Annotated in this window: 19 protein-coding genes and 1 tRNA gene; 4 read left to right on the top strand and 16 right to left on the bottom strand. The window is 40.7% G+C overall.

Annotated features, from left to right (window positions below):
• Positions 1-264 precede the first annotated feature (264 nt).
• Positions 265-1,488, top strand: coding sequence for a hypothetical protein (locus J7K40_15000; protein MCD6163707.1), 1,224 nt, complete (start codon positions 265-267; stop codon positions 1,486-1,488).
• Between the two features lie 147 nt (positions 1,489-1,635).
• Here J7K40_15000 and J7K40_14995 read toward each other — a convergent pair whose 3' ends face one another.
• From J7K40_14995 to J7K40_14950, 10 genes are all read right to left on the bottom strand, one after another.
• Positions 1,636-2,430 carry an inositol monophosphatase gene (locus J7K40_14995; protein MCD6163706.1) on the bottom strand — a complete coding sequence of 265 codons (795 nt, stop codon included), beginning with the start codon at positions 2,428-2,430 and terminating at the stop codon, positions 1,636-1,638.
• Positions 2,423-4,216, bottom strand: coding sequence for an ABC transporter ATP-binding protein (locus J7K40_14990; protein ID MCD6163705.1), 1,794 nt, complete (start codon positions 4,214-4,216; stop codon positions 2,423-2,425). The genes J7K40_14995 and J7K40_14990 overlap by 8 nt, the downstream gene beginning before the upstream one ends.
• 33 nt (positions 4,217-4,249) lie before the next feature.
• Positions 4,250-4,822: an NUDIX hydrolase gene (locus tag J7K40_14985; protein ID MCD6163704.1), complete on the bottom strand. Its 573-nt coding sequence runs from the start codon at positions 4,820-4,822 to the stop codon at positions 4,250-4,252.
• Positions 4,819-6,558: an ABC transporter ATP-binding protein gene (locus tag J7K40_14980; protein MCD6163703.1), complete on the bottom strand. Its 1,740-nt coding sequence runs from the start codon at positions 6,556-6,558 to the stop codon at positions 4,819-4,821. The genes J7K40_14985 and J7K40_14980 overlap by 4 nt, the downstream gene beginning before the upstream one ends.
• 175 nt (positions 6,559-6,733) lie before the next feature.
• Positions 6,734-7,159, bottom strand: a complete 426-nt coding sequence (locus tag J7K40_14975) for an OsmC family protein (protein ID MCD6163702.1) — start codon at positions 7,157-7,159, stop codon at positions 6,734-6,736.
• A gap of 193 nt (positions 7,160-7,352) precedes the next feature.
• Positions 7,353-8,126 (bottom strand): MBL fold metallo-hydrolase, encoded by a 774-nt coding sequence (locus tag J7K40_14970; GenBank protein MCD6163701.1) that lies wholly within the window; start codon positions 8,124-8,126, stop codon positions 7,353-7,355.
• Positions 8,123-9,046 (bottom strand): GDP-mannose 4,6-dehydratase, encoded by a 924-nt coding sequence (locus J7K40_14965; GenBank protein MCD6163700.1) that lies wholly within the window; start codon positions 9,044-9,046, stop codon positions 8,123-8,125. Before J7K40_14965 ends, J7K40_14970 begins: the two co-directional genes overlap by 4 nt.
• A 2-nt stretch (positions 9,047-9,048) precedes the next feature.
• Positions 9,049-10,638, bottom strand: coding sequence for a hypothetical protein (locus J7K40_14960; protein ID MCD6163699.1), 1,590 nt, complete (start codon positions 10,636-10,638; stop codon positions 9,049-9,051).
• 110 nt (positions 10,639-10,748) lie between these two features.
• Positions 10,749-11,477: an ABC transporter ATP-binding protein gene (locus J7K40_14955; protein MCD6163698.1), complete on the bottom strand. Its 729-nt coding sequence runs from the start codon at positions 11,475-11,477 to the stop codon at positions 10,749-10,751.
• On the bottom strand, positions 11,474-12,973 hold the full coding sequence (locus tag J7K40_14950; GenBank protein ID MCD6163697.1) for a transglutaminase domain-containing protein: 1,500 nt from the start codon (positions 12,971-12,973) through the stop codon (positions 11,474-11,476). The genes J7K40_14955 and J7K40_14950 overlap by 4 nt, the downstream gene beginning before the upstream one ends.
• Positions 12,974-13,325: 352 nt before the next feature.
• Between J7K40_14950 and J7K40_14945 the strand changes: the two genes are divergently transcribed.
• A complete protein-coding gene (locus J7K40_14945; protein ID MCD6163696.1) occupies positions 13,326-14,129 on the top strand; it encodes a site-specific integrase in 804 nt (267 codons plus the stop codon).
• Between the two features lie 137 nt (positions 14,130-14,266).
• On the opposite strand, the gene J7K40_14940 is transcribed toward J7K40_14945, so the two are convergent.
• The 4 genes from J7K40_14940 to J7K40_14925 form a co-directional block, all read right to left on the bottom strand.
• Positions 14,267-14,353 (bottom strand) — tRNA-Ser (locus J7K40_14940).
• A gap of 661 nt (positions 14,354-15,014) precedes the next feature.
• Positions 15,015-16,313, bottom strand: a complete 1,299-nt coding sequence (locus J7K40_14935) for a hypothetical protein (protein MCD6163695.1) — start codon at positions 16,311-16,313, stop codon at positions 15,015-15,017.
• Positions 16,314-16,328: 15 nt separating this feature from the next.
• A complete protein-coding gene (locus J7K40_14930; GenBank protein MCD6163694.1) occupies positions 16,329-17,753 on the bottom strand; it encodes an outer membrane protein transport protein in 1,425 nt (474 codons plus the stop codon).
• A 139-nt stretch (positions 17,754-17,892) separates the two neighbouring features.
• Entirely contained in the window at positions 17,893-18,633 is a 741-nt protein-coding gene (locus J7K40_14925; GenBank protein ID MCD6163693.1) for a hypothetical protein, read from the bottom strand.
• A 61-nt stretch (positions 18,634-18,694) separates the two neighbouring features.
• On the opposite strand from J7K40_14925, the gene J7K40_14920 reads away from it, so the two are divergent.
• A complete protein-coding gene (locus J7K40_14920) occupies positions 18,695-18,853 on the top strand; it encodes a hypothetical protein (protein ID MCD6163692.1) in 159 nt (52 codons plus the stop codon).
• 598 nt (positions 18,854-19,451) lie between these two features.
• Here J7K40_14920 and J7K40_14915 read toward each other — a convergent pair.
• Positions 19,452-20,729, bottom strand: coding sequence for a T9SS type A sorting domain-containing protein (locus J7K40_14915; protein ID MCD6163691.1), 1,278 nt, complete (start codon positions 20,727-20,729; stop codon positions 19,452-19,454).
• A 265-nt stretch (positions 20,730-20,994) separates the two neighbouring features.
• Here J7K40_14915 and J7K40_14910 point away from each other — a divergent pair, with 265 nt between their 5' ends.
• Positions 20,995-23,562 carry an AsmA family protein gene (locus J7K40_14910; GenBank protein MCD6163690.1) on the top strand — a complete coding sequence of 856 codons (2,568 nt, stop codon included), beginning with the start codon at positions 20,995-20,997 and terminating at the stop codon, positions 23,560-23,562.
• A gap of 237 nt (positions 23,563-23,799) precedes the next feature.
• Here J7K40_14910 and J7K40_14905 read toward each other — a convergent pair whose 3' ends face one another.
• Positions 23,800-25,038 (bottom strand): MFS transporter, encoded by a 1,239-nt coding sequence (locus J7K40_14905; protein MCD6163689.1) that lies wholly within the window; start codon positions 25,036-25,038, stop codon positions 23,800-23,802.
• Between the last annotated feature and the right edge of the window lie 184 nt (positions 25,039-25,222).

The raw sequence follows: 25,222 nt of genomic DNA, 5'->3' as shown, positions 1-25,222 counted from the left end.
GAATGACATCATTATAGCATCCGCCTAAGACGGACAAAAGGCCGGACAGTAGTGACACAAAATGATAATCAATTTTCAATTATTATACAGAATATTCAATTGAATATACTCAATTTCAGTAAATGGAGAATAACAGTTATAATTAAAGCATATGCTAAACTGGCCTAAAGGATTAATATATTTATCCGAATTTATAAAACAGTGATGGTTATGCCATCAATATATTTATATACATCAATAACCTTAAAAAAGGAGACGACAGGTATGAAGACGGCTAAGTGGACTGTAATTATTTTTGGCTTTACGCTGATATTAGCTTCAGCCTGTGGCGATACCGTATCTAAATTTCCAACAAACCCGGCTAAAAACTCCGGCATAACCGATTCGGAGGGCGAAGTGATTCTTGATCTCGGCAGTCATATTATAACTGTCCAAACGGTAAATGAAAACGGTGGAACTATCAGCAGTATGAATGTAAGCGGCTTCCTGCTAAGAGAATACTTGTATTTAGTTGCCAGCGGAAACGATTCCTATTATCCCAATTACAAGATGGTACCCTATGAAGAGATACAAATACGAGAAGATATAATGTATGGTGCCGGGAAAACCTCATCACCTCAAACTGTTGAGACAATCGTAGAATTTGTTCTAATTGAAAAAGATAGAGATATCCATTCATATTATGATGAGCCTGAATACTATAACGCCGCTTACTCCGATTCATGGACTACGCCTGCCGGCTACTCCGGCACTCTTGCGGATGTTTATACTTTAATGGATACAATAAGCTATGAGGGCGGTATCATTATTCAAATCTCGCCCAATGTCGCCTCGCTAACTAATACGGATACCCGCACTGTCTCGTTGTGTGAAAGTTATATTGCCAGCGATACTGTTTTCAATGTCCATGTTGGACTCGAACTAAATATCTTTGATGCGGACACTTTGCATATAAATTATATGACCTATTTAGACAGCCTTATTCCCATAATTTATATCGATAGCATAGTATTAGTAGAAGGCAGTTTTTTCGCTCAATTTACTTTAATCTGGGATGAAAACCCGGGCGACTTGGATTCTCACCTCTGGACGCCGGAAATTGAGGGTTCAAGTTATCATATAGCCTATTACAGCAAAGGAAGCGCCAGCGCCGCCCCATATACTATCCTTGATGTGGATGATGTTACAAGCTGGGGGCCGGAACATGTCGCTATATACGAGGGATTCCCCGGAACATACACATACGCAGTTCATCATTTCTCCGGCTCAAGTGATATTCCTAATTCCGGCGCTATTGTCTCTGTGCTTTTGCCTGACAGGTCTGTAAGTAAATTCACACCGCCTGACACAACAGCCTCATCAGGCGATTACTGGCATGTTTGCACAATAGACGGCACAACCAAAGCGATAACCGAAATCGGAATTATTTCAGGCAATCCGCCGGTAACCGGGCCTCAAACTGTCGCCCAGCCGCCGAAGAATTATTAGCATTTTTTTACATGAATTAATTATTAAGCCCCGATTTTATTACAAATTCGGGGCTTTATCTTTTTTGCAAGCGTTAGGATGTAATCCGCTTAAGGCGCCCGCCCAAGGCGAGCCATCTTGACACATAATCAAATGCTAAAACCTATCCTATAGCTTCTCTACCTCTTTAAATATCTTCTGCATCTGTGAATGAATAGCCCCATTTGATGCCAACACTTCGCCTTTGAATAAATCAATATCGCCGCCTTCAAAATCGGTAACCCTGCCGCCAGCCTCCTCGACTAATAATATGCCCGCGGCAATATCCCAGGCATGAAGCTTGAATTCCCAGAAACCATCGAAACGACCGCAAGCGACATAGGCAAGGTCTAATGCCGCCGAACCGGCGCGGCGAACAGTCTGAGCACCTTTCTTATAGAATATTATAAAGTTGTTCATATTGTCAGCCTCAGATTCGCGGACATCATAGGGAAAACCGGTGGCTAACAAGCTGTCGATTAATTTGCTGTTTGCCGATACATTCGCCGGCTTGCCATTAAGGTAAGTTCCCTTTCCTTTCAGGGCGGTAAAGCATTCATCAAGAATAGGATTATATATGCAGGCAAGCAATGGTTGGTTTTCTTTCACAAGCGCAATCGATACACAGAAAAAAGGAAATCGATGAGCATAGTTGATAGTGCCATCCAACGGGTCAACAATCCAGATTAAATCAGAGCCGCTGTCTGTAACTGTGCCCTCCTCAGCTAAAAATCTATCATCAGGATAAGCTTGAGTAATGATATCATAAATCATCTTTTCGGATTTATAATCCGCCTCTGTAACCAAATCGACAACGCCTTTTTTATTTATGTCTCTATCTTGCGGCAAAACATCCATAAGATATTTACCAGCCTTTTTAGCGGCTTTTATCGCTACTTTCATTCTATCATCAAAGCTATCCATTACCTGTCATTACCTCCTGGTCTTTATACTGAAGCTGATACAGTTTGTAGTATATGCCTTTCTTTTGCAGAAGCTCATTATGCGTGCCTGATTCTCTAATTCGACTTTTGTGCATAACTATTATACGGTCAACATATTTAATGGTCGATAATCTATGAGCGATTACAATTGAGGTTCTATCGGTTAACAGTTTTTTCAACGCTTTTTGAATCAATATCTCGGTTTCGGTATCGACAGATGAGGTAGCCTCATCGAGGATTAATATAGCCGGGTCGAATGCCAGAGCGCGCGCGAAAGCAATCAACTGACGCTGTCCTACCGACAGGTTTGCGCCCCGTTCGGTAAGACGGTAGTCGTAGCCGCCATCAAGCTTCGAGATAAATCTATCGGCGCCGATTTCTTTGCTGGCTTGCTTGACATTATCTAAAGCGATTTCCTCGGAGCCGAGACGGATATTACGGTTAATATCGCCGGAAAACAGAAATACATCCTGAAGCACTAAGGCTATATGCCTGCGAATATCCCTCTCGTTGATTTTCTTCAGCGATATTCCATCAATAAATATATCGCCCTTATCATATTCATAAAACCGGCACAGCAGACTGGCAAGAGTTGTCTTACCGGAACCGGTTGCTCCGACAATAGCCACTTTTTCGCCGGCTTTGATTTTTAAATTAATATCATTTAACACCGGGTTATTTTCTTCATATTCGAAAGTTAAATCCCTGAATTCTATTTCTCCCTTGATAGCCTTAATAGCTTCCGGCTTAGATGGGTTTACTATCCCGCTTTCGGTATCGAGCAGTTTGAATATTCTTTCGGATGATGCCATAGCCGATTGCAGAATATTATATTTCTCGGCAAGGTCGCTAATCGGGCGATAAAAACGGTCGGCATACTGAATGAAAGCCACTAACGCGCCAAAAGTAAGCGCACCGTCAAGAATCCGCCCGCCGCCATAGCCGATAATCAGCGCTAACGAAATCGCGCCGATTATTTCAATTGCCGGAAAGAAAATCGCAAAATAAAAAACTGTGCGTAAGTGAGCGTTTTTTAAATCGACATTGATTTTATCATAACTGTTAAACGTCTTTTCCTCAGCGACAAAACTCTGCACCTCAGTAACGCCGGCAACATTTTCCTGAATAAAAGCATTTATTTTTGCTGATGTCAGTCTAATATCGCGGAAAGTCTGCCGAACTTTCTTGCGAAATAAAACGGTCGCAATCACGACTAATGGCAGCACCGAAAATACAACCAGCGCCAACTGCCAATTGATTACCAGCATGGCAATAATTATTCCCAGAAGCATGAATATATCGCCAAATATCTCAATCACACCGGCCGTGAACATCTCATTTAAAGCCTGAACATCGCCGGTGATTCTGGTTAATATTCTGCCCACCGGGTTCTTGTCGAAGAATTTCAAATCAAGCTTCTGGACATGAGAAAATATCTGCATCCGCAAATCATACATCGCCTTTTGGCCAATATACTGCATTATGTAAAGCTGAACATAATCGATTATAAAAGCTGCTGCGATGGCTCCGAATAGTAAGATGATTATCCTAAAAAGCCCGTCAGAATCGCCTGCTAAGATATACTTATCGATAGCGATTTTAGTCAGATACGGCGGGATAAGCTGCGCCAAAGATGTTAGAATCATAAGGCCGATGGCTATAAATACAAGACCGCGATAGGGCTTCAGATATGCCAATAGCCTTTTCATCAAACGGCTGTCGTAGGCTTTGCCGAGTATTTCTTCCTCGTGATAATTTGCGCTCATTTTACATTTAGCCTATTGAGATTGCGTCCTACCTTACTTAACTATCTCATTATCAAGCAGTTTCATTGTGTTCTCTGTTAGGAAAACACGATAGCGAAAACCGGCCATATTTATCTTGCGCATGATTTCATTGAAACGGGGAATATCGCTTATATTAACGAAACGGGCTTCTCTGATTTCTCTTGTATCAATAGGTTTGATTTCGCCTGAGATATATTTCGCTTTAAAAACAAACGATGTCCAATCGATGAAATCATCGCCACAGATAAATTTGACCTTTATTCTCAACAAATATTTCTCAAGCTCAACATTCGCGCCGGTTTCCTCATATGCTTCACGCTTGCCGCCCTCAATAATACTCTCGCCGGGTTTAGCGGCTCCGGAGGGCGCCCTAAAAAGAGCCGCCGGATAAAAATGCTTGGCAATAAATAAAAGCTGGTCGTCTTTGAATATAAATAAAGCAACATCATGAGACCTGCCATCCTTCTGGCTTTTGCGGATAGCCTCCAACTCTTTAGGAACAGCTGTAACCTCAGTTGTAAGCTCGATTGGCTTGCCGTATTTATGCTCGACCATCTTGATGTCTTCATTGGTTATATAGCTCAAAGCTCTTCCAACTCCTGGCTTAACAATTGACGTTTATAAAGCTTGTTATACAAACCGCCGGCGGCGATAAGCTGTTTATGACTGCCGGCTTCAACAATACGACCGTCATCGAGAACAACAATCATATCGGAATCCTTTACAGTTGAAATGCGATGGGAAATAATTATAGTCGTGCACCGAGAAAATACCTGCCGCAGGTTCTTCAGTATTTGCTCTTCGGTTTTTGTATCAACTGAGGAGAAAGCATCATCGAGGATTAGAATTTTCGGCTTAATGGCTAAAGCGCGAGCTAAGGCAGTCCGCTGTTTCTGGCCTCCCGAAAGAGTTATACCGCGTTCGCCAAGCATGGTTTTATAACCCGAGGGAAAACTTTCCATATCATCTGTCAAACCGGCAATATTCGTCATCTTTTCAATAATTGAATGGCCTGCATCATTCCCAAACGCAATATTGCTTTCGATAGTTTGGGAAAAGAGGATAGTCTCCTGAGCTACCAATCCGATTTGTGAACGGAGGCTTTGAAGGTCATAGTCATTGATGTCGGTATCATCGATATAGAGCATGCCTTTTTGTATAGGATAAATACGAGGGATAAGCGAAACCAGACTCGTTTTACCGCTTCCCGTATGACCGAGTATCGCTATTGTTTCCCCTGTATCAATTGACAGATTTACATTATTCAATACCGGCTTGCCATTATAGGCAAACTCAAGATTCTTAAACTCAATTTTACCTTGTATCTTCTTTTTAACCGCATTCAAGGCCGGGCTAACGATAACCGGCGATGAATTTAATATTCGGGCGATTCTCTTCATTGATGCCATTCCTCTTTGATATAGCCCCATAACCCAGCCAAGAGCCGCCATTGGCCACATTAACAGCATAAGGTAAGCAGTGAATGCAACTAAGTCGCCAAGCTTTATAGAGCCGCTTATAACCTGATTGCCGCCCACCCATAACACAAGCGCAATTGAAAGGCCTGTAAAACCGAATATCACCGGAAAGAACAGTCCCCAGATACGAATCATATCGAGGTTTTTGTGTATATAATCACGGTTAAGCCGTCCGAAACGTTTTAAGGCATTATCCTCCTGAACGTATGCTTTGATAACCCTGATGCCTGACAGGTTTTCCTGCACATCGGCAGTAATTGTCGAGTATTGTTCCTGGATTTTAGCATATCGCTTATGCACTTCCTTGCTGATAATAAAGGTTAAGCCGGAGATAAAGGGTAAAGATATAAAGGCTATCAGGGTAAGTCTGGCATTTATAACAGACATTAGGGCAATCGCCACAACGAAAGTAAATATTGTGGAAATAAAATGCATTATACCGGGACCTACCATAGCCCTAACAGCTAAAAGGTCATTGGTCATTCTCGCCATTATATCGCCAGTGGGTGTGTTGTCGAAATAGGGACGGTCGAGTTTTAGAATATGGCTGAATAAGTCGCTGCGCAGTTCATATTCGATTTGGCGCGAGGCAACTATCATAGTCTGACGCATCAGAAAGCGGAAGATGCTCTGAATAATAGTTGCGCCTACTATCGCCGAGGCATATATAATCAGTTTACCGGCAGTTACATCGGTTTCAAGCGCGTTAATTGCCCGACGGAGTATCCAGGGAGCGGCCATTGTGAAAATTGTTGTGATGACGATAGCCAGCATGCCCCAAATTAAGGTGCGTTTATGACGATAGATATACGATTTGATTATTTCAGAGGCAGTTCGTTCCATAAGCTTTATATTATAGGTATTATAATGTATTTATTATTGCTTTAAGTCAAGGTATTTAGGGCTTGCTGAATAATATGGAACTGATTGCCAAGCGCCGCTTGGTAACCAGAAAGTTATGCAACACGCATTCTTAAAATCCAATATGCCAAGAACTGCATAGTAAGCTAACCCAAATTTAATCCTCGAACACAATCTCATGGCTCATCTCGGCAGATTTTGATAGTATTACCGACACCGAGCAATATTTTTCCTTTGATAATCCGACAGCTTTCTTAGCTTTGTTATGGTTATCACAACCATAGAATTTATAGATTATCTTAATGCGCTTATATGTTTTCGGATACGCATCAACCGGTTCAGCCTCAATATCGATTTTTAAATCCCGAAGAGGCACACGCATTTTAGCCAACATGGATACAACATCAACACCGGTGCAGCCGCCTAATCCGATTAGCACTAATTCGCTGGGCATAACTGCGCTGCCATCCCCGCCGGATGATTCCGGCGTATCCATAACAATAGACCTGCCGCTGGGGCCAGTCCCGACAAATTTCATCTTCTCGACCCATTTGATATTCGCTGTTTTTATTTCCGCTGACATTTTAGTATCCTTTGCGTATGTTATATTTCGTATGTCCTTGTCTGCCCCTTCATAAGCGGCAGATGTCCTCGCCTGCTCTTAGTAATTTTACTAAGCTGAAAAAACGGGCAAACCATTCCGCCTATAGCGAATGCCGTGCGCCGATATAATTGATTTTTTGATTCCACTTACATTCTAATATTCTTAGCTTATGTTATATCACCAAACGCAAGCCATCATAGGCGATAACCAGCTTTTTTAGTCCTGCTTTTTGGGCAATATTGAATAACTTGTCAGGCTTGCTAAACGATTTCTCGTCAAGATGAGTCAACACGAGCCTCTTAATCTTATTTAAAGCGCATATCTCAGCCAGCGACTTAAAATCAACATGCAAGCCCTCTATGATGGCAGTATGAATATCATCAAGCAAACCGGCAATGTCGTTTTCGTTTTGAATATCGCCCGAATAAAATATTCGTTTGCCGTTTATATTAATGGTATAGCTATAGGATTGCATCTTATTAGGCTTGCGGAACTTTTTTATAACCTGGGCATTGCTTCTAAAATGCTCATTGAGATAAGCAAATAGCGTAAACTCGTTTCCTCTATACACAGGATTTGGTTTTACCGGTATAAGCTTGAAATCGAAAGGGAATTTTTCTCTAAATAAATAGAACATATCTATCGCTTTTTCCATTCCCTTAAGCGATTCATTTGGCATATAAATATCAAGCGGCTTTTTTCTATTATCGAGATACATCAACTGCAGTTCCATGAATATACCGGCGATATGATCCGGATGCATATGCGAGATAAAGACCTTGTCTATTTCATTGTATTTGATTTTTAATCTCTGAACCGAACCTGATATTCCCTCACCGGCATCGAATTGAAATAATTTCCCGTCAGCTTGAAGTATAAACGATGAGCAGGCTCGTTCTTTCGAGGGATAACCGGAGGCGGTACCGGTAAAAATAATTTTATTCATACCGATACTTTTTGCGTGAAATAATCGGCGGTATTTTTCAAGCCGGTTTTAATATCAACTTGCGGCTGCCAATTCAGAGCCTTTGTTATGGCTGAATTATCCAGCACGCTCCGCATGGTTTCGCCCTCTCTTGGTGGTTTATGAAGCCTGTCCTGATTGGAACCCACTATCTCCCTAATCATATTATACAGCGTATTAATAGTTGTTTCTTTTCCGGTGCTAACATTGAATGTTCCGCACTTATCGGAATCGATTGACAGGATATTCGCCCGAACAACATCGCCAACATAAGTCAGGTCGCGGGTCTGATTGCCATCGCCGAAAATATATGCTTCTTTGTTAGAAAATAGCTGTCTGAAAAATATCGCTACGACACCGCCTTCCCCATCGCCGCGCTGACGCGGGCCATAGATGTTGGCATACCGCAAAGCTGTATAATTTAGGCCAAACTCTTTATGATAAAAATACAGATATTTCTCAAAAGCAAGCTTGCCTATTCCATACGGTGAATCCGGAAAATTCTGATGGTCTTCAGCCGCCGGAAAACTTACTTGTTCGCCATAAACAGCGCAGGAGGAGGAAAATGTAATCTTATTAACATTGTTTCTCTTCATTGCCTGAAGAAGATTTATTCCGCCAAGGATATTAGCATCAGCATCAAAAGCGGGGTTAAGCACACTGTTTTTTATATCCATCTGAGCGGCCAAATGAAAGACTACATCAAAATTCCCCTTCTTGAAAACCTCGTCAAGTTTCTCATCTCGAATATCAATCTCATGGAAAACAGCTTTATCCGGAATATTTTCACGCTGGCCAGTCAAGAGGTTGTCAACGATTTCCACATGATACCCTTTTTCAAGAAGAGCATCCGCCACATGAGAACCAATAAAACCTGCGCCCCCTGTTACCAATGCATTCATAACTAAAACTCCCTTGCGCTTAAACTTTTCAGTCCCATTTTAATAGGAATTATCGTCGTTGTCAAATTTAAAACCAGAATCATTATACCGGCGATAAAAAATTCCTGTTTCGGAAAATAAATCGAACCATCTATTATATAAGCGCTGTAATGATACGTGGGCAATGCCAGAATTATCACCATCAGACCGACATAAATCAAACTTATCACAGTGGTAATCATACCGCCTAAAGATGAGGCTATCCGCCCCGGATTTGGTTCCTCGAAAGTAGGGAATATTGCCCCCATACCTACCGACAAGCTGGTTAACGATATAGACATCAGCAGGATTGAAAAGAAACTAATTATCATCATATAGCCGCCAAGCCCCAGCATTAGGTTAGAAATTAACGCCAGAACTTCGGCTATCAGCAAGAATATGATAAATGCCAGCCAGAATTTTTCCCAAAATAATCTCCTGAGCGGCATCGGCGAGGATGTTATTGCCCAGAATGATTTCCCCTCAAGGCTGATATTGGGAAACACAAATCGCACCGATAAAGTTGCCAATATAAATCCGGTAAAGGCAAAATTGGCAAAGCTTATTACCGTTCCCCAGAATTTATCCGATTGATTATTGGGGAAATGCCTGAGGTTGACTAAATATACAATCAGCAATACCAGCAAAACCGAAAATTGTGCCCACTGTGATGGTTCACGGATAAACAGCTTGAGGTCTTTCGCTAAAACGCTTCTAAAATCGGGCGGCAGCCAACCGGGAAGCTTGAAAAATTGCGGCAGATTCCACTTTTTTTGCGATTTTACCGGCGAGGTAGTTTGAAGTTCTACCGAATCCTGCCAACTCTTGTAATAATAATTTTTTGCTATAACGAATACTAAACGGAGCAAAAACGCAGTGGAAACAATAAGAGCCAAAAAATGAACGGCATAATTTGACCTTTCTTCTCCCGCCAAATATTTCAATGTTTCGGATACCCAGAACGATGGCAAATATGGAAACGATGTTGCCGCTAACGAACCCATAAATCGGTTTAAAACCCGCCAATCGGCAAATACATTATGAGTTAAGGATGACGGTTGGCCAAGCTTTATATATAGTATCACGGTGATAACTGCCGCTGAAACTAACATGACAAATATAGCCCGCGGTGAAATATATTTTGATAAAAGGTTTATAATGATTATAAACAACACTCCAAGACAGGCCGGAATTACTATAAATGGAATTAACACGCATAGTATCTCGACCGCATAGCCCCACCATGAAAAACCTCTAACCATGCCATAAGCTAATATAATCGGAATGCCCAGCAATAATACGCCCCAAGTGGAATACAATATATTATCTATAAAACGAACAGTGAAAATTTCAAGATGCGATGCGGGCGTAGAAAAATAATTAGCGGTCTCATGAGAACGATAAAGAGTCGAGATGGCTGTAACAATATTCGAAATAACAAGCATAATAAAAATCGCCAAAAATCCAATTGACAATATTTTATCCATCAGAAGATAACCTATATCATGAAGCCCGGAGAGATAGTTAAAAATATAATAGAAAAAGTATAGAGCTGTACTAAAAAATACCATCATAACGAATATACCGATGAAAACTCTCAGCCTGCTTTCAATATCCGATTTCCTCAAATATGAAACAATATTCAGCAGTTTATATTTTATAATATGATTAACAAAATACATTATTATATCTGATTGTTTATTAAATCTAAAAACAACGCTTCAAGATTGATATTATTTCTGGCATCCTGTTTTTTCAGTTCTTCTAACGTTCCAAGTCCGATAAGCTTGCCATTATTTATTATGCCTATCCTGCCGCAAAGCTCCTCGGCAACCGATAAAACATGAGTCGAAATAAATATTGTTGTGCCCTTAGATGCATATGTCTTCAGCAAATCTTTAACAATACGGGCTGACTGCGGGTCGAGTCCTACCATTGGCTCATCGACAACCAGCACGGAGGGATTGTGAATAAAGGCTGAGCAAAATACTAATTTCTGACACATGCCGTGAGAATATTCCTCGCATCTTTTATCAATCCAGCCATTCATATCAAAAATTTCGAACAGCTCTTCGGAACGCTTTTGGATTGTATCTTGGTCTAAATGATATAAGCCGCCAACAAACTCAAGGTGTTCTCTGCCTGTTAGACGGTCGTATAGAAACGGGTCATCCGGAATATAACCAATGATTTTTTTTGCTTTTTCCGGCTCCTTTTGAATATCTGTTTCCCCTACAGAGATGCTCCCGGAAGTTGGTTTTAATATACCGGTCATCATTTTTATAGTCGTAGTTTTACCGGCGCCGTTTGGCCCTAAAAACCCGAATAGCTCGCCTGCCTGCACTTCAAGATTCAAATTATCAACGGCAGTATAATTGCCGAATTTTTTAGCAACGTTTTTAAATTTTATCATCTGTTCTCAGCAATACTCAATCTGTTTGAAAGTTCTATAATTTTCACATTTAGCTTTCCCACAACCCGCATCAAACTTGCCTGAGAATCATGGCCGCCCTCAAGCAGTTTAATGTGCGTGGCATCAGCGACCTGCTGGCCGAAAGTTGGGTCAACCGCCCGCCAGCGTCCATTGACATAAACAGCCGGCCAGGCATGGTAATAAAACATATCTTTACTGTAAACAATACCAAGGCATATTTTAGTAGGAATGCCCGCAGCCCTCGCCATAGCCGTAAACAGAGCTGAATGTTCATTGCAATCGCCCCGTCTAACTCGCAACACCTCAGCCGCCGAGGGAATAGAAATAGCAAAGTCTTTTTCTATATTTATATAAATCCAATCTACTAATTTAACCGTTTTCAGGCTGTCATCTTCTACACCTTTGATAATCAGATTTGCCTGATGGATTATACTTTGGTTATCGCTCTGGATGAATGATTCCGGCTCAGTATAAGCCTTCATTTGTTCGGCTGTGATAATATTGTCAATATTCTTAGTTGTATCCGATGGATTCATTTCGATTATCAATGGTTTTACCGAAATCACGCGCTGGAAATCATCATACAGAACAAAGCCAGCCGGTTCTATTCCGGTTAACTGGATTTTCATATAATCTGCCTCTCGCGGATTATCGATAATTCTATCAACGCCAACCGCAAATGTTTTAAGTATGTCCCATTGCGGGTCTGTATCAGGTATATCCAAAGCTTTTTCCTTGGATGTCAGGGTCATTTTCATACCGGCGGTTTCTTCCTCTTTCAATACTGTGCCATCAATAGCAACCCACATAGTCGATACTACGCCAGTAGCGGTTATTTCCAAACGATATACATCAAAAGTTTCATCGCCGATTTTAAGCTTTTCTTTTGGACCAACATTTATGGCTGCATCGGAAACAGTTAATGAAAACGGGTCAATACTTGGCAGACTAAAATCGCCTAACGGAAAACCTTTTGAGGCTAAGAGCAGCGGTGCAACGCCCGGAAAATAGAGGCCGTTATCAGCAGGAAATTCAATATCTGAGATGTGATCGCCGGTCTGCACCTTTAATTGAAGGCTGTTCCCGCTCATCGTGCCGAAAACATCGGTGGAATAATCGCCCGATGCCAGCCCGAATGTAAAGGACTTGATAGAAAAATCGTCATTAACAACGGCATAAAAATCGACAAGAACCTCTCTCACAACGCCCGCCATCGGCATGCGAAGCAGTGAGTAATCTTTAAATACATATCCCAGAGGCGATTCGGAATATGAATTCATGGCATAGCCAATTTTTTTATCATTTATTGTAACATTAAACCATCTCTGGACACCGATTTTCGGAGGTGATATTGTCTCAAATTGCGTTAGTTTGCTGGCACTGGCGCCGGCATAGTTTTGTTTATAAACCAAAACCATACTGAATAACCAGGCTGCGAAAAATAACAGATTTATTATCAACGACTTAATTTTCATTGTTTCTCTCAAAATATGTCTATCTATAAAATTATCGGCTGATAGCAGGATATATTCAGTTGCTATAGTATAGGGCTTGCTGAATAATTCATTTCATCTGAGTGTCTCGGGATATTTGCTTAAGGACACAAACAAAGATACTTTAAACATTTGTTTTATAATATCCGGGAATTATTCTGGTTACCAAGCTCTGCTTGGTAACCTATTGCTGGTACTTATGATAATCTAATGGCTTTTCGTTATCAAAACCAAATCATGTTAAACTGATTTTTTCAAGCAAGTACTAGGTATTCCTGAGAAGAAAACTTCACCCATATCAATCCCAAAGTTTTTCAGGAGATATGTTGAATTTATGGTAAACAGCAGCCCAGCTGATAAGCATGCAGGTCTTTCTCGTATTCGTATATTGAGGGAATTCTTTGCACACAAACATATCCGATATCTGAATGATATTACTCCAGGTTTACTTGATGAATTTCGTGTTGAAGTGTTGGCAGATAGAAAACCAAAAACTGTTAAGAATTACATTGCACTGTTACGAACTGCCCTTAACAAAGCAGTTGAATGGGAGTTGATTGATCTTAATCCAATAGCTAATGTAAAACTTCCTAAAATTATTAAGACATTTCATTTCTACAGCCAGAATGAGGTCGAGATACTTATTAAAGAAGCCTTTGAACCGCTTAAAACCGGTATAATATTACTGGTTTATACAGGTATGAGAAGGGGTGAATTATATCATCTACGAGTACGGGATGTTGACCTAAAAGCAAAAAGCATAAGAGTATGGCCATACGAAGGGTATTCCCCGAAAGGTAAGCGTCCCCGGACGATACCGGCAGCTACCGAAATAGTTGAGATTTTGCAGCAGCTTATACATGGTAAATCTCCTGACGATTATATGTTCAGACCATACAAATGCCAGCATCAGTTATATAAACGGTTTCGTGAATTTTCTCAGAAGCTGGGCATAAAAGGAAATCTTCACAATCTTAGACATACCTTTGCCAGCCGCCTGGCTATGTCAGGAACTCCAATTCCGGTAATCAAAGATTTTTTGGGGCATTCAGATATTTCCACCACCATGATTTATTCTCATCTTTCCCCAAATCTCTATCAGACTGAAATCGGAAAACTCCAATTTAAACTCAAATAAATTGCGGCGAAATTGTGGCAGTTGATGTTGTAAGTTATTGATACTTATACAAGGATACTTGACATTGAGCCTGACCGCAACCTTCTGGTAAACAATGTTATATGGCTTACATTCAACGAGTTGCAATCGGATTTTAATGGCGGAGGACGAGGGACTCGAACCCCCATGGCCTTGCGGCCGGCGGTTTTCAAGACCGCTGCCTTACCAATTAGGACTAGTCCTCCAAAATTAAAACAAAACGGCTAATAGTTGCCCACTTACTTTTTATCGGCTTACCGCTTTAGGTAAAACAGTATATTACATTACCCTTTAAAGTTCAAGACAAATAAGACAGGAGTTTCCCCGTTTTTTTTATACAATCGCAGGTCGGGTTCTCCGCCTTAGGCGGACGAACAAGAAACCCGACACCTTTCGCAGCAATATGCCGCCCTTTCCCTTAGCAAATCACCTGTCACTGTCCAAAATGTCGGGTTTCTCCCTCCGGTCGGAACCCGACCTGCTAGAAATCGCTAAAAGTTTCCCCGTTTTTTCAAAAACTATGATTTCCACTTATTGAAAATGTTAACCCTATGAAACATACTATACTATAAAGATTTTACCGGAATTTTCGGGGAAACTCCTGCAATATTGTTTAATATCAGATTTGGCAATTAACTTTTTAGAAACATTTAGATCGAATTATTCATAAATTCTCATTACTGTCCGGGTTTTTGTCCGCCTTAGGCGGATGCAATAGTTATGTCATTCCCCCGCAGCGGCGTGGGAATCCAGAGATTGGTCATGCTGATAGCTCCTGCCTGCCGGCGGGCATGGCTGCAATATCTGATAAAAAAAATCAGGCCTCAACATATTGAAGCCTGATTTCTAAATCGATATTGAAATAATTTATTCGGCCGCCGCCAGAACGAATTGGTCGCTATGGAATTTCAAAATCACTCTTAATCTTTCGGCAATATAAGCCGAATGGTCGGCGTTGAAACCGGAATAGCCCGAATATTCCTCATAAGTATGAGGAATTTCCGCAGTGCTTAGGGCTTGGTCAAAGGCTTGATTTTGATAAGCTAACCCCAGTTGATCGGCATCTCCGCAATCAAAAAAGATAGCCAGATTTCCAAACGCCGCATCAAAGTTAGCGCCGGCAACCATTGAGTAAACATCATTGCTTAGCCATTTAGGCCAAACAAGCGTATCTGATTCTACGCCGATTTCACCACTGGCATTAAACGGCAAATCGATACCATAGTAATCGACTTCACGCAGTCTATGGAAATATGTCGTATCATCGCTTAGCCTATCATGCGGAGAAAAAGCGGCTCCCATGGCAAACATCATGCTGGTAAGGTCATCATCCGCAGAAGCAACAATAGCATAGAAAGCCGCCGAATCCTCGGCAGTTGGCGGGTCGCTGGGGTTGAAGTCGTTTCGCGCAAAAACAGAATCAAAAACCCCTGTATTTATAAAATATGGGAAAGCTAACGGACCCGACATAGAGGATACAGAACCAAACAACTCAGGGTGCTTCATGGCAATCTTCATAGCGCCATAGCCGCCCATAGAATGACCGCTTATTGCCCTTGATTCGGCTGTTGTATCGATATTGTAGTTTATAGTCATATAATCCATTAGCTCATTTACTATAAAATCTTCATATTGGCCGGTAAAGGATAAATATTCATCGAGAGTATCAACATAAACGCTTTCTGAGTTGGTATAAAAGCTCCCGCCAAATGAGTTTGAGCAATCAGGAGTAATAACAATCATTGGGATAATCTCACCATTAGCAATCATCTCATCCATTATATCTTGCAGCATGTAAATATCCGTGAAATAGTCGGCATTACCACCAAAACCATGCAAAAGATATAATGACGGATATTCTGAATCCCGAACATAATATACTATATGAGTAGTATCAACATTAATAGAATCAGCGCCATAAGGTTCCCTTGTTTCGATATATAGCTCGAAAGAATCAATATCAGAAACCATATATTCAGGCGGCTCATAGATATATACCGAACGCCCCGCTACTTGTTCTGAGGCGTTGTTATCTATATTAGGTGAATAAACAAATCCCGCAACTATCTTGCCGGATGGGCAACTCTGTTCAACCGGATTTTCATTTTCTGAACAACTCCAGAAAGCAGTTGTTAGCATCAATAATAAAATAACATATCTTTTCATTGTTTTCCTCCCAAATTAAAATCTATATGTTATTGATAAGTGATTTGCTATTAAATATGCCCTAAACAGGCCGGGATAATTATCAAAATCGAAACTATTGCTGGTCTCATTGATAATTTCTCTTTCGCTAAAATGAATATATTCGAAATTGCAGCCGATTTCCCAACCGCTCACGCTAATAGCGGCTCCTATATTTCCACTGTATTTTGTGCCTATATCCATAAACAACGGGCTAAATGTCTCATCGGGAATAGGAGATGGATCCATATAGAAACCAAACCGCAATTGGAACGGGTCGAAAACCTGGTAAAGACCGCCGGCGCTAAATCTAAAAATATCTTCCCATTGAGTCCTGATAACAGATGTATTCTGGGTTGAATCATAAGCGGGCGGGTCTGCGCCTTCCAGATTAATTAAAATTGAATCAAGGCCAGACCATAGAGTGTAGGAAAAATCCATAGTAAGCGTCATCTTTTCGGTGGCTTTGTAAGCAATGCCCAATCCTATGTCAGCTGGAAGTTTAAGGTCTGCCGATGCTTCCCTTGTCCAACTTGGCGCTCCAACTTCTTCAGTCGAAAAGATAAAATCAATCAAAGCTAATTCCGCCGCATTAGATGCCTGTCTAATAGCGGTCTGCTGAAGACTTATATTATCAATGGCGTAAAGCGTAGAATTGTTTTCTCCATCCAGTTTAAGAGTAGCGGGTGTCTTTCCCGAAATACCCAGTTGGAGATTATCAGACAGCTTATATAATATTCCAAAATTTGCGCCATAACCCCAGCCCTCGCCATGTAAAAACGCATTAATTGCAGCATTGTCATGCGGACGAGGAAGAGATGTGGGAATTAAGACCGTTTTCTGGAAATCGATTTCACCTCTCATGAAAGAAAATCCGGCTCCAACCATTAGTTGATTGTCCATAAAAGACTTGGCAAAAGAGGGATGTATATCGACAACTTTCAAATTAGCTCCATGATCAATTTCGGGAAAAGGAACAACGACATCATTATAAATAGGATCGAAGATGTCCCAGTCTGAGCCTAAAGCATAGGGAGCAAATATCGCTACACCAAAAGTTATATCTTCTTTATTAGCTATTTTGTAAAAACCAGACCCGTTTGGAGCAAAATGAGTTTTATATTTGGGATATCGAAATTCGCCATTTTTATAGCCTACATCAAAACCATCGTATGTAATATCAGGTTTGTACTCCGGCATAGGAGTGATAGTAATAGCCATCATATTTAACTCCGATTGCGAAAGTTGAGCTAATCCGGCAGGATTCCAGTAAGCAGCGCTCCAGTTATCGGCCAAACCTCTGAATGCTCCGCCCATTCCAATCGCCTTGGATCCAACACCAGATAAAGCGAAACCACCACCATATACGGCAACTGACATAATAAAAAATACCATACAAATAAGAAATGCTTTTTTTGTCATCTCATACTCCCAATATTTTATTGCTTTATTATCCTGCCTTTAAAAATTAGATTGGCTTTACTTCACTCCACTTTAAAACCAGCCCCTTAGTATTTTACGGGCTGGGAAATCTTATTCACAAGAACATATAATAATTTTTTTATTTCTGTTTCGCAAGATATTCTTTTGCCTGTTTTTGATATTTTATATCCAGCGGGCCGGGAGCAGGCAAATCGAGACAAATCTCGAACTGCTCATAAGCCTCTTTTTTATAGCCGCTGTCAAGCAGCGATATGCCATATTCAAGACGATGATGTACTAAATCAGGTTTAAGCTCAATGGCTTTTGCCAGAAGAGCTAAGCCTTTTTTCTTATCTGCTTCGCCAAGTCCAAGCGGCGCTCTGATAATTATTGATTTTTTAGCTACCTCACGATGCCATCTTCCCAGCATGTGATAAGCCCCATCATGCTCAGGATTTAGCTTGAGGGTGATTTCAGCTTCTTTCTTAACTTTTTTTGCTAATCCGATACTGCTAAAAATCCCTTTAAACAAAGCTATTTTGCCAATATCTCTGGCATATTCAAAATGTCCTTCAGATAACAGAGAATCAATTGTTATTGTTTTTTCGGCGGCTTTCGAGGCTTTCTCGTATAATTCCAGTTGTTCATCTTTCGGCTGGAATTCGGCAAATAGATTGAGACTGCGGGCTAATTTCCAGTAGGCTTCCGCAGAAAATGAATCAAGCGCTGCTGCATTATCATAATATTCTATCGATTCTTCATATTTATACGATTCGAATAAAGAATCTCCTGATAATATCAAACCGCTTAAATCATTAGCTGAAATACCTACAGGTATCAGCAGAAGAAATATCAGCAGGAAAAAAGTGAAACGATTCATTCTTACACCTTCCCAAACGGAGTTGAAAATAAGGAAAATAATATGCTATGTCAATAATTGAATGGTTTTCGGAGTTTTCCCGAAAACTTATCCCGGATTTTGCAGCCATGCCCGCCGGCAGGCAGGAGCTATCAGCATGACCAATTTCTGGATTCCCCCGCCGAGTCGGGGGAATGACGTGGACAGTGTTGGGAATGACATAACTATTGCATCCGCCTAAGGAGGACAAAAGCCCGGACAAGTAGTGAATTCGGATTTTTTTACTTGGCATGAACCTAAATTTTGCTGTCGAAGCCAACAGTAGGGCAGGTCTCTCCGAGACCTGCCTATTCGGTGCGTATATCTAAACTACTGCGGTGATATATTATCTCATCTATCACCTAAAATAGGCAGGCCGCCTCAGGCGGCTAATAATTGTTTTATTACTTAATCATACCTATTTGATATTATAAATACATCTTGTTTTATTACCAATTTCCGACTCCTGCCCTACGATACTAAAACTATTTGATATTATCGTAAATCAATAAATATTCCCCGGGTGTCCCAATTCGGAAAACAGGAGAATCCGAATTCGGAAAAGATTTTGTAATATTCAATGCCGCTCGTTTTGTGGGAAATTTCAATTATTGCTGGAATTAAAATAGGGACGTCGAAATGGAAAACCACACGGCGTCCCCTGGTTAAAGGGCCTGCCTAAAAGAGGGGGGCTGGAACTTTCAGACAGTACCCTTTTTTACCATAATCGTCTTTTAAATAACAAAATACTTAAATATTCAGTTCCCTTTTATTCTAAATATCTGGAAGTAAAAAATCAACTATTTTAAATAAATCATTCGTTTCGATTCAGAAAAACTATCAGCTGTTAGACGGTAAAAATAAATGCCGCTGGATAAATTGGCAGCATCAAAACTGACTTTATAAACTCCAGCATGTTTATACTCATCGACTAATGCTACAATTTCACGTCCTGTAATATCATATATCTTAAGCTTAACTGCCGATGGTTCAGGTAAAGAAAATTTAATTGTCGCTGCTGGATTAAAAGGGTTGGGATAGTTTTGTGAAAGCTCTGGCTGTTCTGGCAGTGATGCTGTAATACTTTCAGAGATTGATACGGAAGTATCACCGCCGCCATATGCGCCCATATCACTTATCGGTATCCCTAATCCCCATAGGCTATCTAATAATATGTCATTAATATTCGGGCTGCCAACATCAATACAAGGTGAATCATACTGATAGCCGTATTCGATAGCCATCAGGTGAAAATTACCATTGTCTGGATCGCGAAACTCCGGATTGGCATTGATATTTCCCTCGCCATCCCAGCCAGCATAAATATCGCTATAGATAATATCAGGAGCGCCATACTGGTTAAAAATCTCAATGTTCCCCGAATCACCCATATTAGACCAGAAAATGCAGTTAATAATAGTTGAATAAGAATGCGAACAGCGCATACCGCCGCCCCATCGTTCAGCTGTATTTCTGGTAAAAGTGTTGTTGATAAGTACAGGATTTGAGTCTTCGATTGAAATCCCGCCGCCATCGCCGCCAAAAAGACCGGCAGCTGTATTGTGGTCGATAATATTATTGGCTATTAAGGGGTCGGCATATTCGCAGTAAATCCCGCCGCCATAACCATGACCGCTGCTATATCGAGCCTCGTTATTGCATATTCTGTTATAAGCAATGGTTGGACTTGAATGTTCGCAATAGATGCCGCCTCCATTTTGGTTGTAGCCATTTTCAATTGTAAATCCTTTTACAACACACAAACGGCTTTCTCCAATGTTAAATGTCAAAACCGAGCCGTTGGAGTTCCCATCGATGATAGTCGAGTCGATATATGATAGATTGTCAGTGATTGCTAATAGTGAGGCTAAGACAAAATTTTGACCGTAAAATATCAGGTTTTCAACATACCTTCCCGGCTGAACTAACAGCGTATCGCCATTAGAGCAGTCATTTATTCCGGTCTGGATTGTTGAATATTCATCCGGAACATGTCTAATTCTGGCCGATGCTGTGATGAATAACGCTAAAATTAATACCAATAATAATATTGGTATTATTCGTATTTGGATTAGCATACTACTTCCCTATTAAGGCATTAGCTTTAAAAACAGCTTTTCCCATGAGTTGCCTTGAATGTTTCAATATAATAAAACTATAGGAAATGTCAATTTGTCTTTATAAAAAAAGACATGAAATTAATCCAATTATATAGATTTTTTATCGTTACATGGTTGAAATAATACAATAAATCTCTTAACTTTAAAATCAAGCGTCTGATACGCTTTGACGATGAATACAATAATCGAATGTTTACTCAACAATAAAAATGGAGTTTGAGCAATGAAAAAATTCTTAATAATTTTTACAATTATAATTGTTCTCATATTAGCGGCTCTTGTTTCCATACCCCTGCTTTTTAAGGGACAAATTATCGAATTTGTAAAGGAACAGGCAAGCCAGAATGTAAACGCCGCAGTTGATTTCGATGATGTCGGATTGAACCTGTTTAGCAATTTCCCCAAACTGACGATGTCGGTCGATAATATAACCGTCGTCAATCGAGAACCTTTTGAGGGAGATACGCTTTTTAGCCTTGATGAATTTCAAGCCGCGCTGGACTTGAAAAGCCTCGTTTTCGGCGGTGAAATAAATATTATCTCCATACTTATTGATAAGCCGCAAATTAATATCGGAGTTTTAGAGGATGGCCGCGCCAGCTATGATATAGTACCTAAAACGCCAGAGGAAACCGCAGAAATAGATACATCCGAAACAATGATTAGTCTGGCTATTCAAAAGTATGAAATCAGAGACGCTTGTCTTAGCTATACGAATGATTCAACAAATATGTATGTTGAGGTGGATGGCTTAAACCATGAGGGCAATGGCGATTTTGCCCAGTCATTGTTTACTCTATATACTCAAACATCCATTGCCAGCCTTACTCTCAAGATGGAGGGGACGCCTTATTTAAACAAAGCCGATATGGAGATCAAAGCCAACATAGAAATGGATCTCGATAACATGAAATATACATTCAAGGAAAACGAAGTCCGGCTCAATCGGCTTTTTCTCAATTTCGATGGCTGGGTTGCTATGCTTGACACAGCCGGAGAGGAACTCGAACTCGACTTGACTTTTAATGCGCCCAAAGCTGAGTTTAAAAACATTCTTTCAATGGTGCCTTATATATATACTCAGGATTTCGAGGGCTTAAAAGCTGAGGGTCAGCTCTCATTAAACGGAGAAATAAAAGGCGTCTATAATGAAAACCAGGTACCATTTTTCGAGATAAATCTCAATGTTGCCAATGGCATGTTTCAATATCCCGATTTACCTACGCCGGTCGAGCAGGTTAATGTGGATTTACAGATTAGAAACCCCGGCAAAACCCTCGACCATACAATAATCGATTTGAAAAAATTTCATTTAGCGATTCTCAAAGAGCCTGTCGATTTTCAGGTTCTCGTTAAAACACCGATGTCTGACCCTTATATTAACGCTCATTTTAGCGGTAATATCAATTTGGGAGAAGCGTTGAATATTTTCCCGATGGAGGATATAACCGAACTGAAAGGGCTGATACGGTCTAATTTCAGGTTTAAGGGAAATATTTCGGATATTGAAAACAACCGCTTCAGACGAATTACAGCCGCCGGTTCAATCACGCTTGCGGATATCCTGTATGCCGCCCCCGATTTGCCGGTCAAGATTCAAATCCCAGGCGGAGATTTGAATATATCAACCCAAAAAGCATCGCTGAAGAATTTTAAAATCCTGATGGGCAAAAGCGATATCAGCGCTTATGGCGAGCTGAATAATATACTGGGTTTTGGATTCGAGGACCAGACGCTGAAAGGTTCATTAACTATTAAATCAAACTATTTCGATATAGATCCCTGGATGACTGGAGAGGAAAAAGTCGAGGAAGACACAATCGTTTATGATGCGGTTCCCTTGCCCGATAAAGTGGAATTTACAGCTAATGCCAGTTTCAATAAAGTCCATTACGACAATCTCGATTTAACGGCTGTCAAAGGGAAGCTAATTCTGAAAAATAGAATATTGAAAATGATTGGCTTGAGTGCAAATCTGGTCAAAGGCTCGATGATTGCCAATGGCTCTTATAAATATATTCCGCCTGAGGCGCCTCATGTCTCGTTTGATATGGATATATCCAAATTCGATATCCCGGAGATGTTCAAAACATTCGCTACAGTCGAAAAGCTTGTCCCGGTGGCTGATAATATGACTGGCACGGTCAGCGGCAAGCTCGATATGCATACCGACCTCGGCGATTCCCTTATGCCTGAGCTGATGACATTACGCAGCCAGGGAACGCTTGACATACCGAGAGCAAGCCTGGAAAATTACAAGCCGATGATTAAAGCTGCCGAAATCCTTAAAAACGAAAAACTGCGCAACCCGACAATCAAGAATTTCAAACCAAGCTATGAGATAAAGGACGGCCGTTTTTACCTTAAGCCAACAACTTTCAAGGTTAACGATTATAAAGTTACCGCTTCCGGCTCCAACGGTCTCGACATGACAATGGACTACAAGCTGGATATCGAGATGCCCGCTTCCGATATTTCCGCTATGGTCAATCAGGATTTGAGCATGCTGGCGGGCAATACTATTACCATTGAGATGTTTGCAGCCGGCACCAATACTAACCCCAAAGTGCGCGTATCTTTGGATAAGGTTAAAAAAGCGGTCGCCGAGCAGGTCAAAAAAATCGTTAAGAAAGAAGCTGATAAGAAGAAAAAAGAGCTCGAGGATAAGGCTAAGAGGGAGTTAGAGAAAAAGAAAAAGCAGGAAGAAGCAAAGCTCAAAAAAGAACTGGATAAGAAAAAGAAAAAGGAAGAGGATAAGCTGAAGAAAAAATTGAAGGGGCTTTTTAAGTAGGGATTATTGCAAATTAAAAAGTATCACTACTATCCGGCTTTTTGTAACATACTTTACTTGAAGTTATTCCCCCGCCTCAGCGGGAGAATCCATAAAGTTTATCGTAGGTTAACTGTTTGGGCAGGTTGTAGTGAAGCATGACCTGCCGATTTCTCGTCAAGCAAAATGTGTCAGTTCATCCGCCTTAGGCGGACTACGAACTGACACAACATAAAAATTCTACTTGCTTTCAAGAGATTATTGCAATTCTGCTTTACCGATTTTGCAGTCTTTGCGGAAGAATACCATTATTGCAATGCTGTTGGCCATATAAAAGGCAATGGTCGATAGCATCACCGGCACAAACCCATAATGTTCGATTACTTTCCCGCCAATAAATGCAGAAAACATCCAGGAGATATTCCAGGAAAGGCTTAATAAACTATTGGTACCGGCATGATGCTCCGGAGCTACTTTTTCCATAGCGAAATTATTGAAAAGCGGCCAGGCCATCAACATCAAGACCCCTCTAAACCAAAAAGCTGAAGTCGCCAATGCTAAGTGAGAAGTAAACGCTAAAATAAGGAAAAATGGTATCGAAAGCAGCTGCGATGAAACGACCGTTTTCACTAAACCAATTTTTTTTGCGACAACAGGTCCTATCAAAAAACCTATTATCGTGAATATCCGACCTACAGAAAAAATCTTGCCTATGTTAGCCGAATCGAGATCGAATCGATTGGAGAAATAGATATTCAAAAAGGGGATTACCAAGCCTGCGCCCAAACCGATTAGCATCATTGGGAAACACAGCTTGCTGGTCGTTTTCCAGTCTCGTGTTTTAAGATAATTAAGCCAATCGATTTTACCGGTTTTTATTGGCGTTTTAGCTGCTAAACGCATATAGAAAAATACCGATGAAAGCGCAAATACTGCCCCCATCAGGAGACTGACGCGATAACCAGTGATTAACGATATTCCCCAATGCGTTAAAATCCTTGGTATATAGCCGCCAATTAGAGCGCCTATAAAACCTGCGGCAAAGCTTAATGCATAGTTAATGCTAAATAAAAAAGTGCGTTCTTTCTTTGAGGAGTTGCGCATAAAAAACGGGGATGCGACAATGAAATGAATTGTCCAGCCAGCGCCGGCAAACATCGCCACTAAGTAAAGGATATTCAAATTTGTAACGAATGTCATCAATATGAACGCTAATGAGTTAATCACACTGGCGGCAATCATAACTTTTTTCAAGCGGATATAATCAACAGCTATTGCGGCCGGCAAGGCTACAATCACTGTCCCCAAACCTTGAAAAAACAAGATTTCACCCATTGCGCCCTCGGAAAAGCCAAGTTCTTTGAGATACAAGTTATAAAGCATCCAGAGAATCGTGGTGGCATAACCCATAAAAAAGGTACCGCCTAAATAGAATTTGGCATTACGCGAGAAAAGATTTATGTGTTCGAGGTAATCTTTAAAGCCCGTTCTAATCATTATGTGAATAAACAAAAAAACATGAGAGAAGGTGATGGATTTTTTATATCGTTAGGTAAGGGTTCCTGATGACACATGCAATGGCGATTTTGCCGATAAAGTGTCGGGTTTCTCCCGTTGGTCGGAACCCGACCTGCTATGTACAATGTCAAACCTTTTCTCAAATTTTTACTTATTTTAACAT

Source organism: Candidatus Zixiibacteriota bacterium (assembly GCA_021159005.1).
GTDB lineage: Bacteria > Zixibacteria > MSB-5A5 > UBA10806 > 4484-95 > JAGGSN01.
The sequence above is the reverse complement of the archived record's forward strand: the minus strand, read 5'-3'. Positions and strand labels throughout refer to the sequence as shown.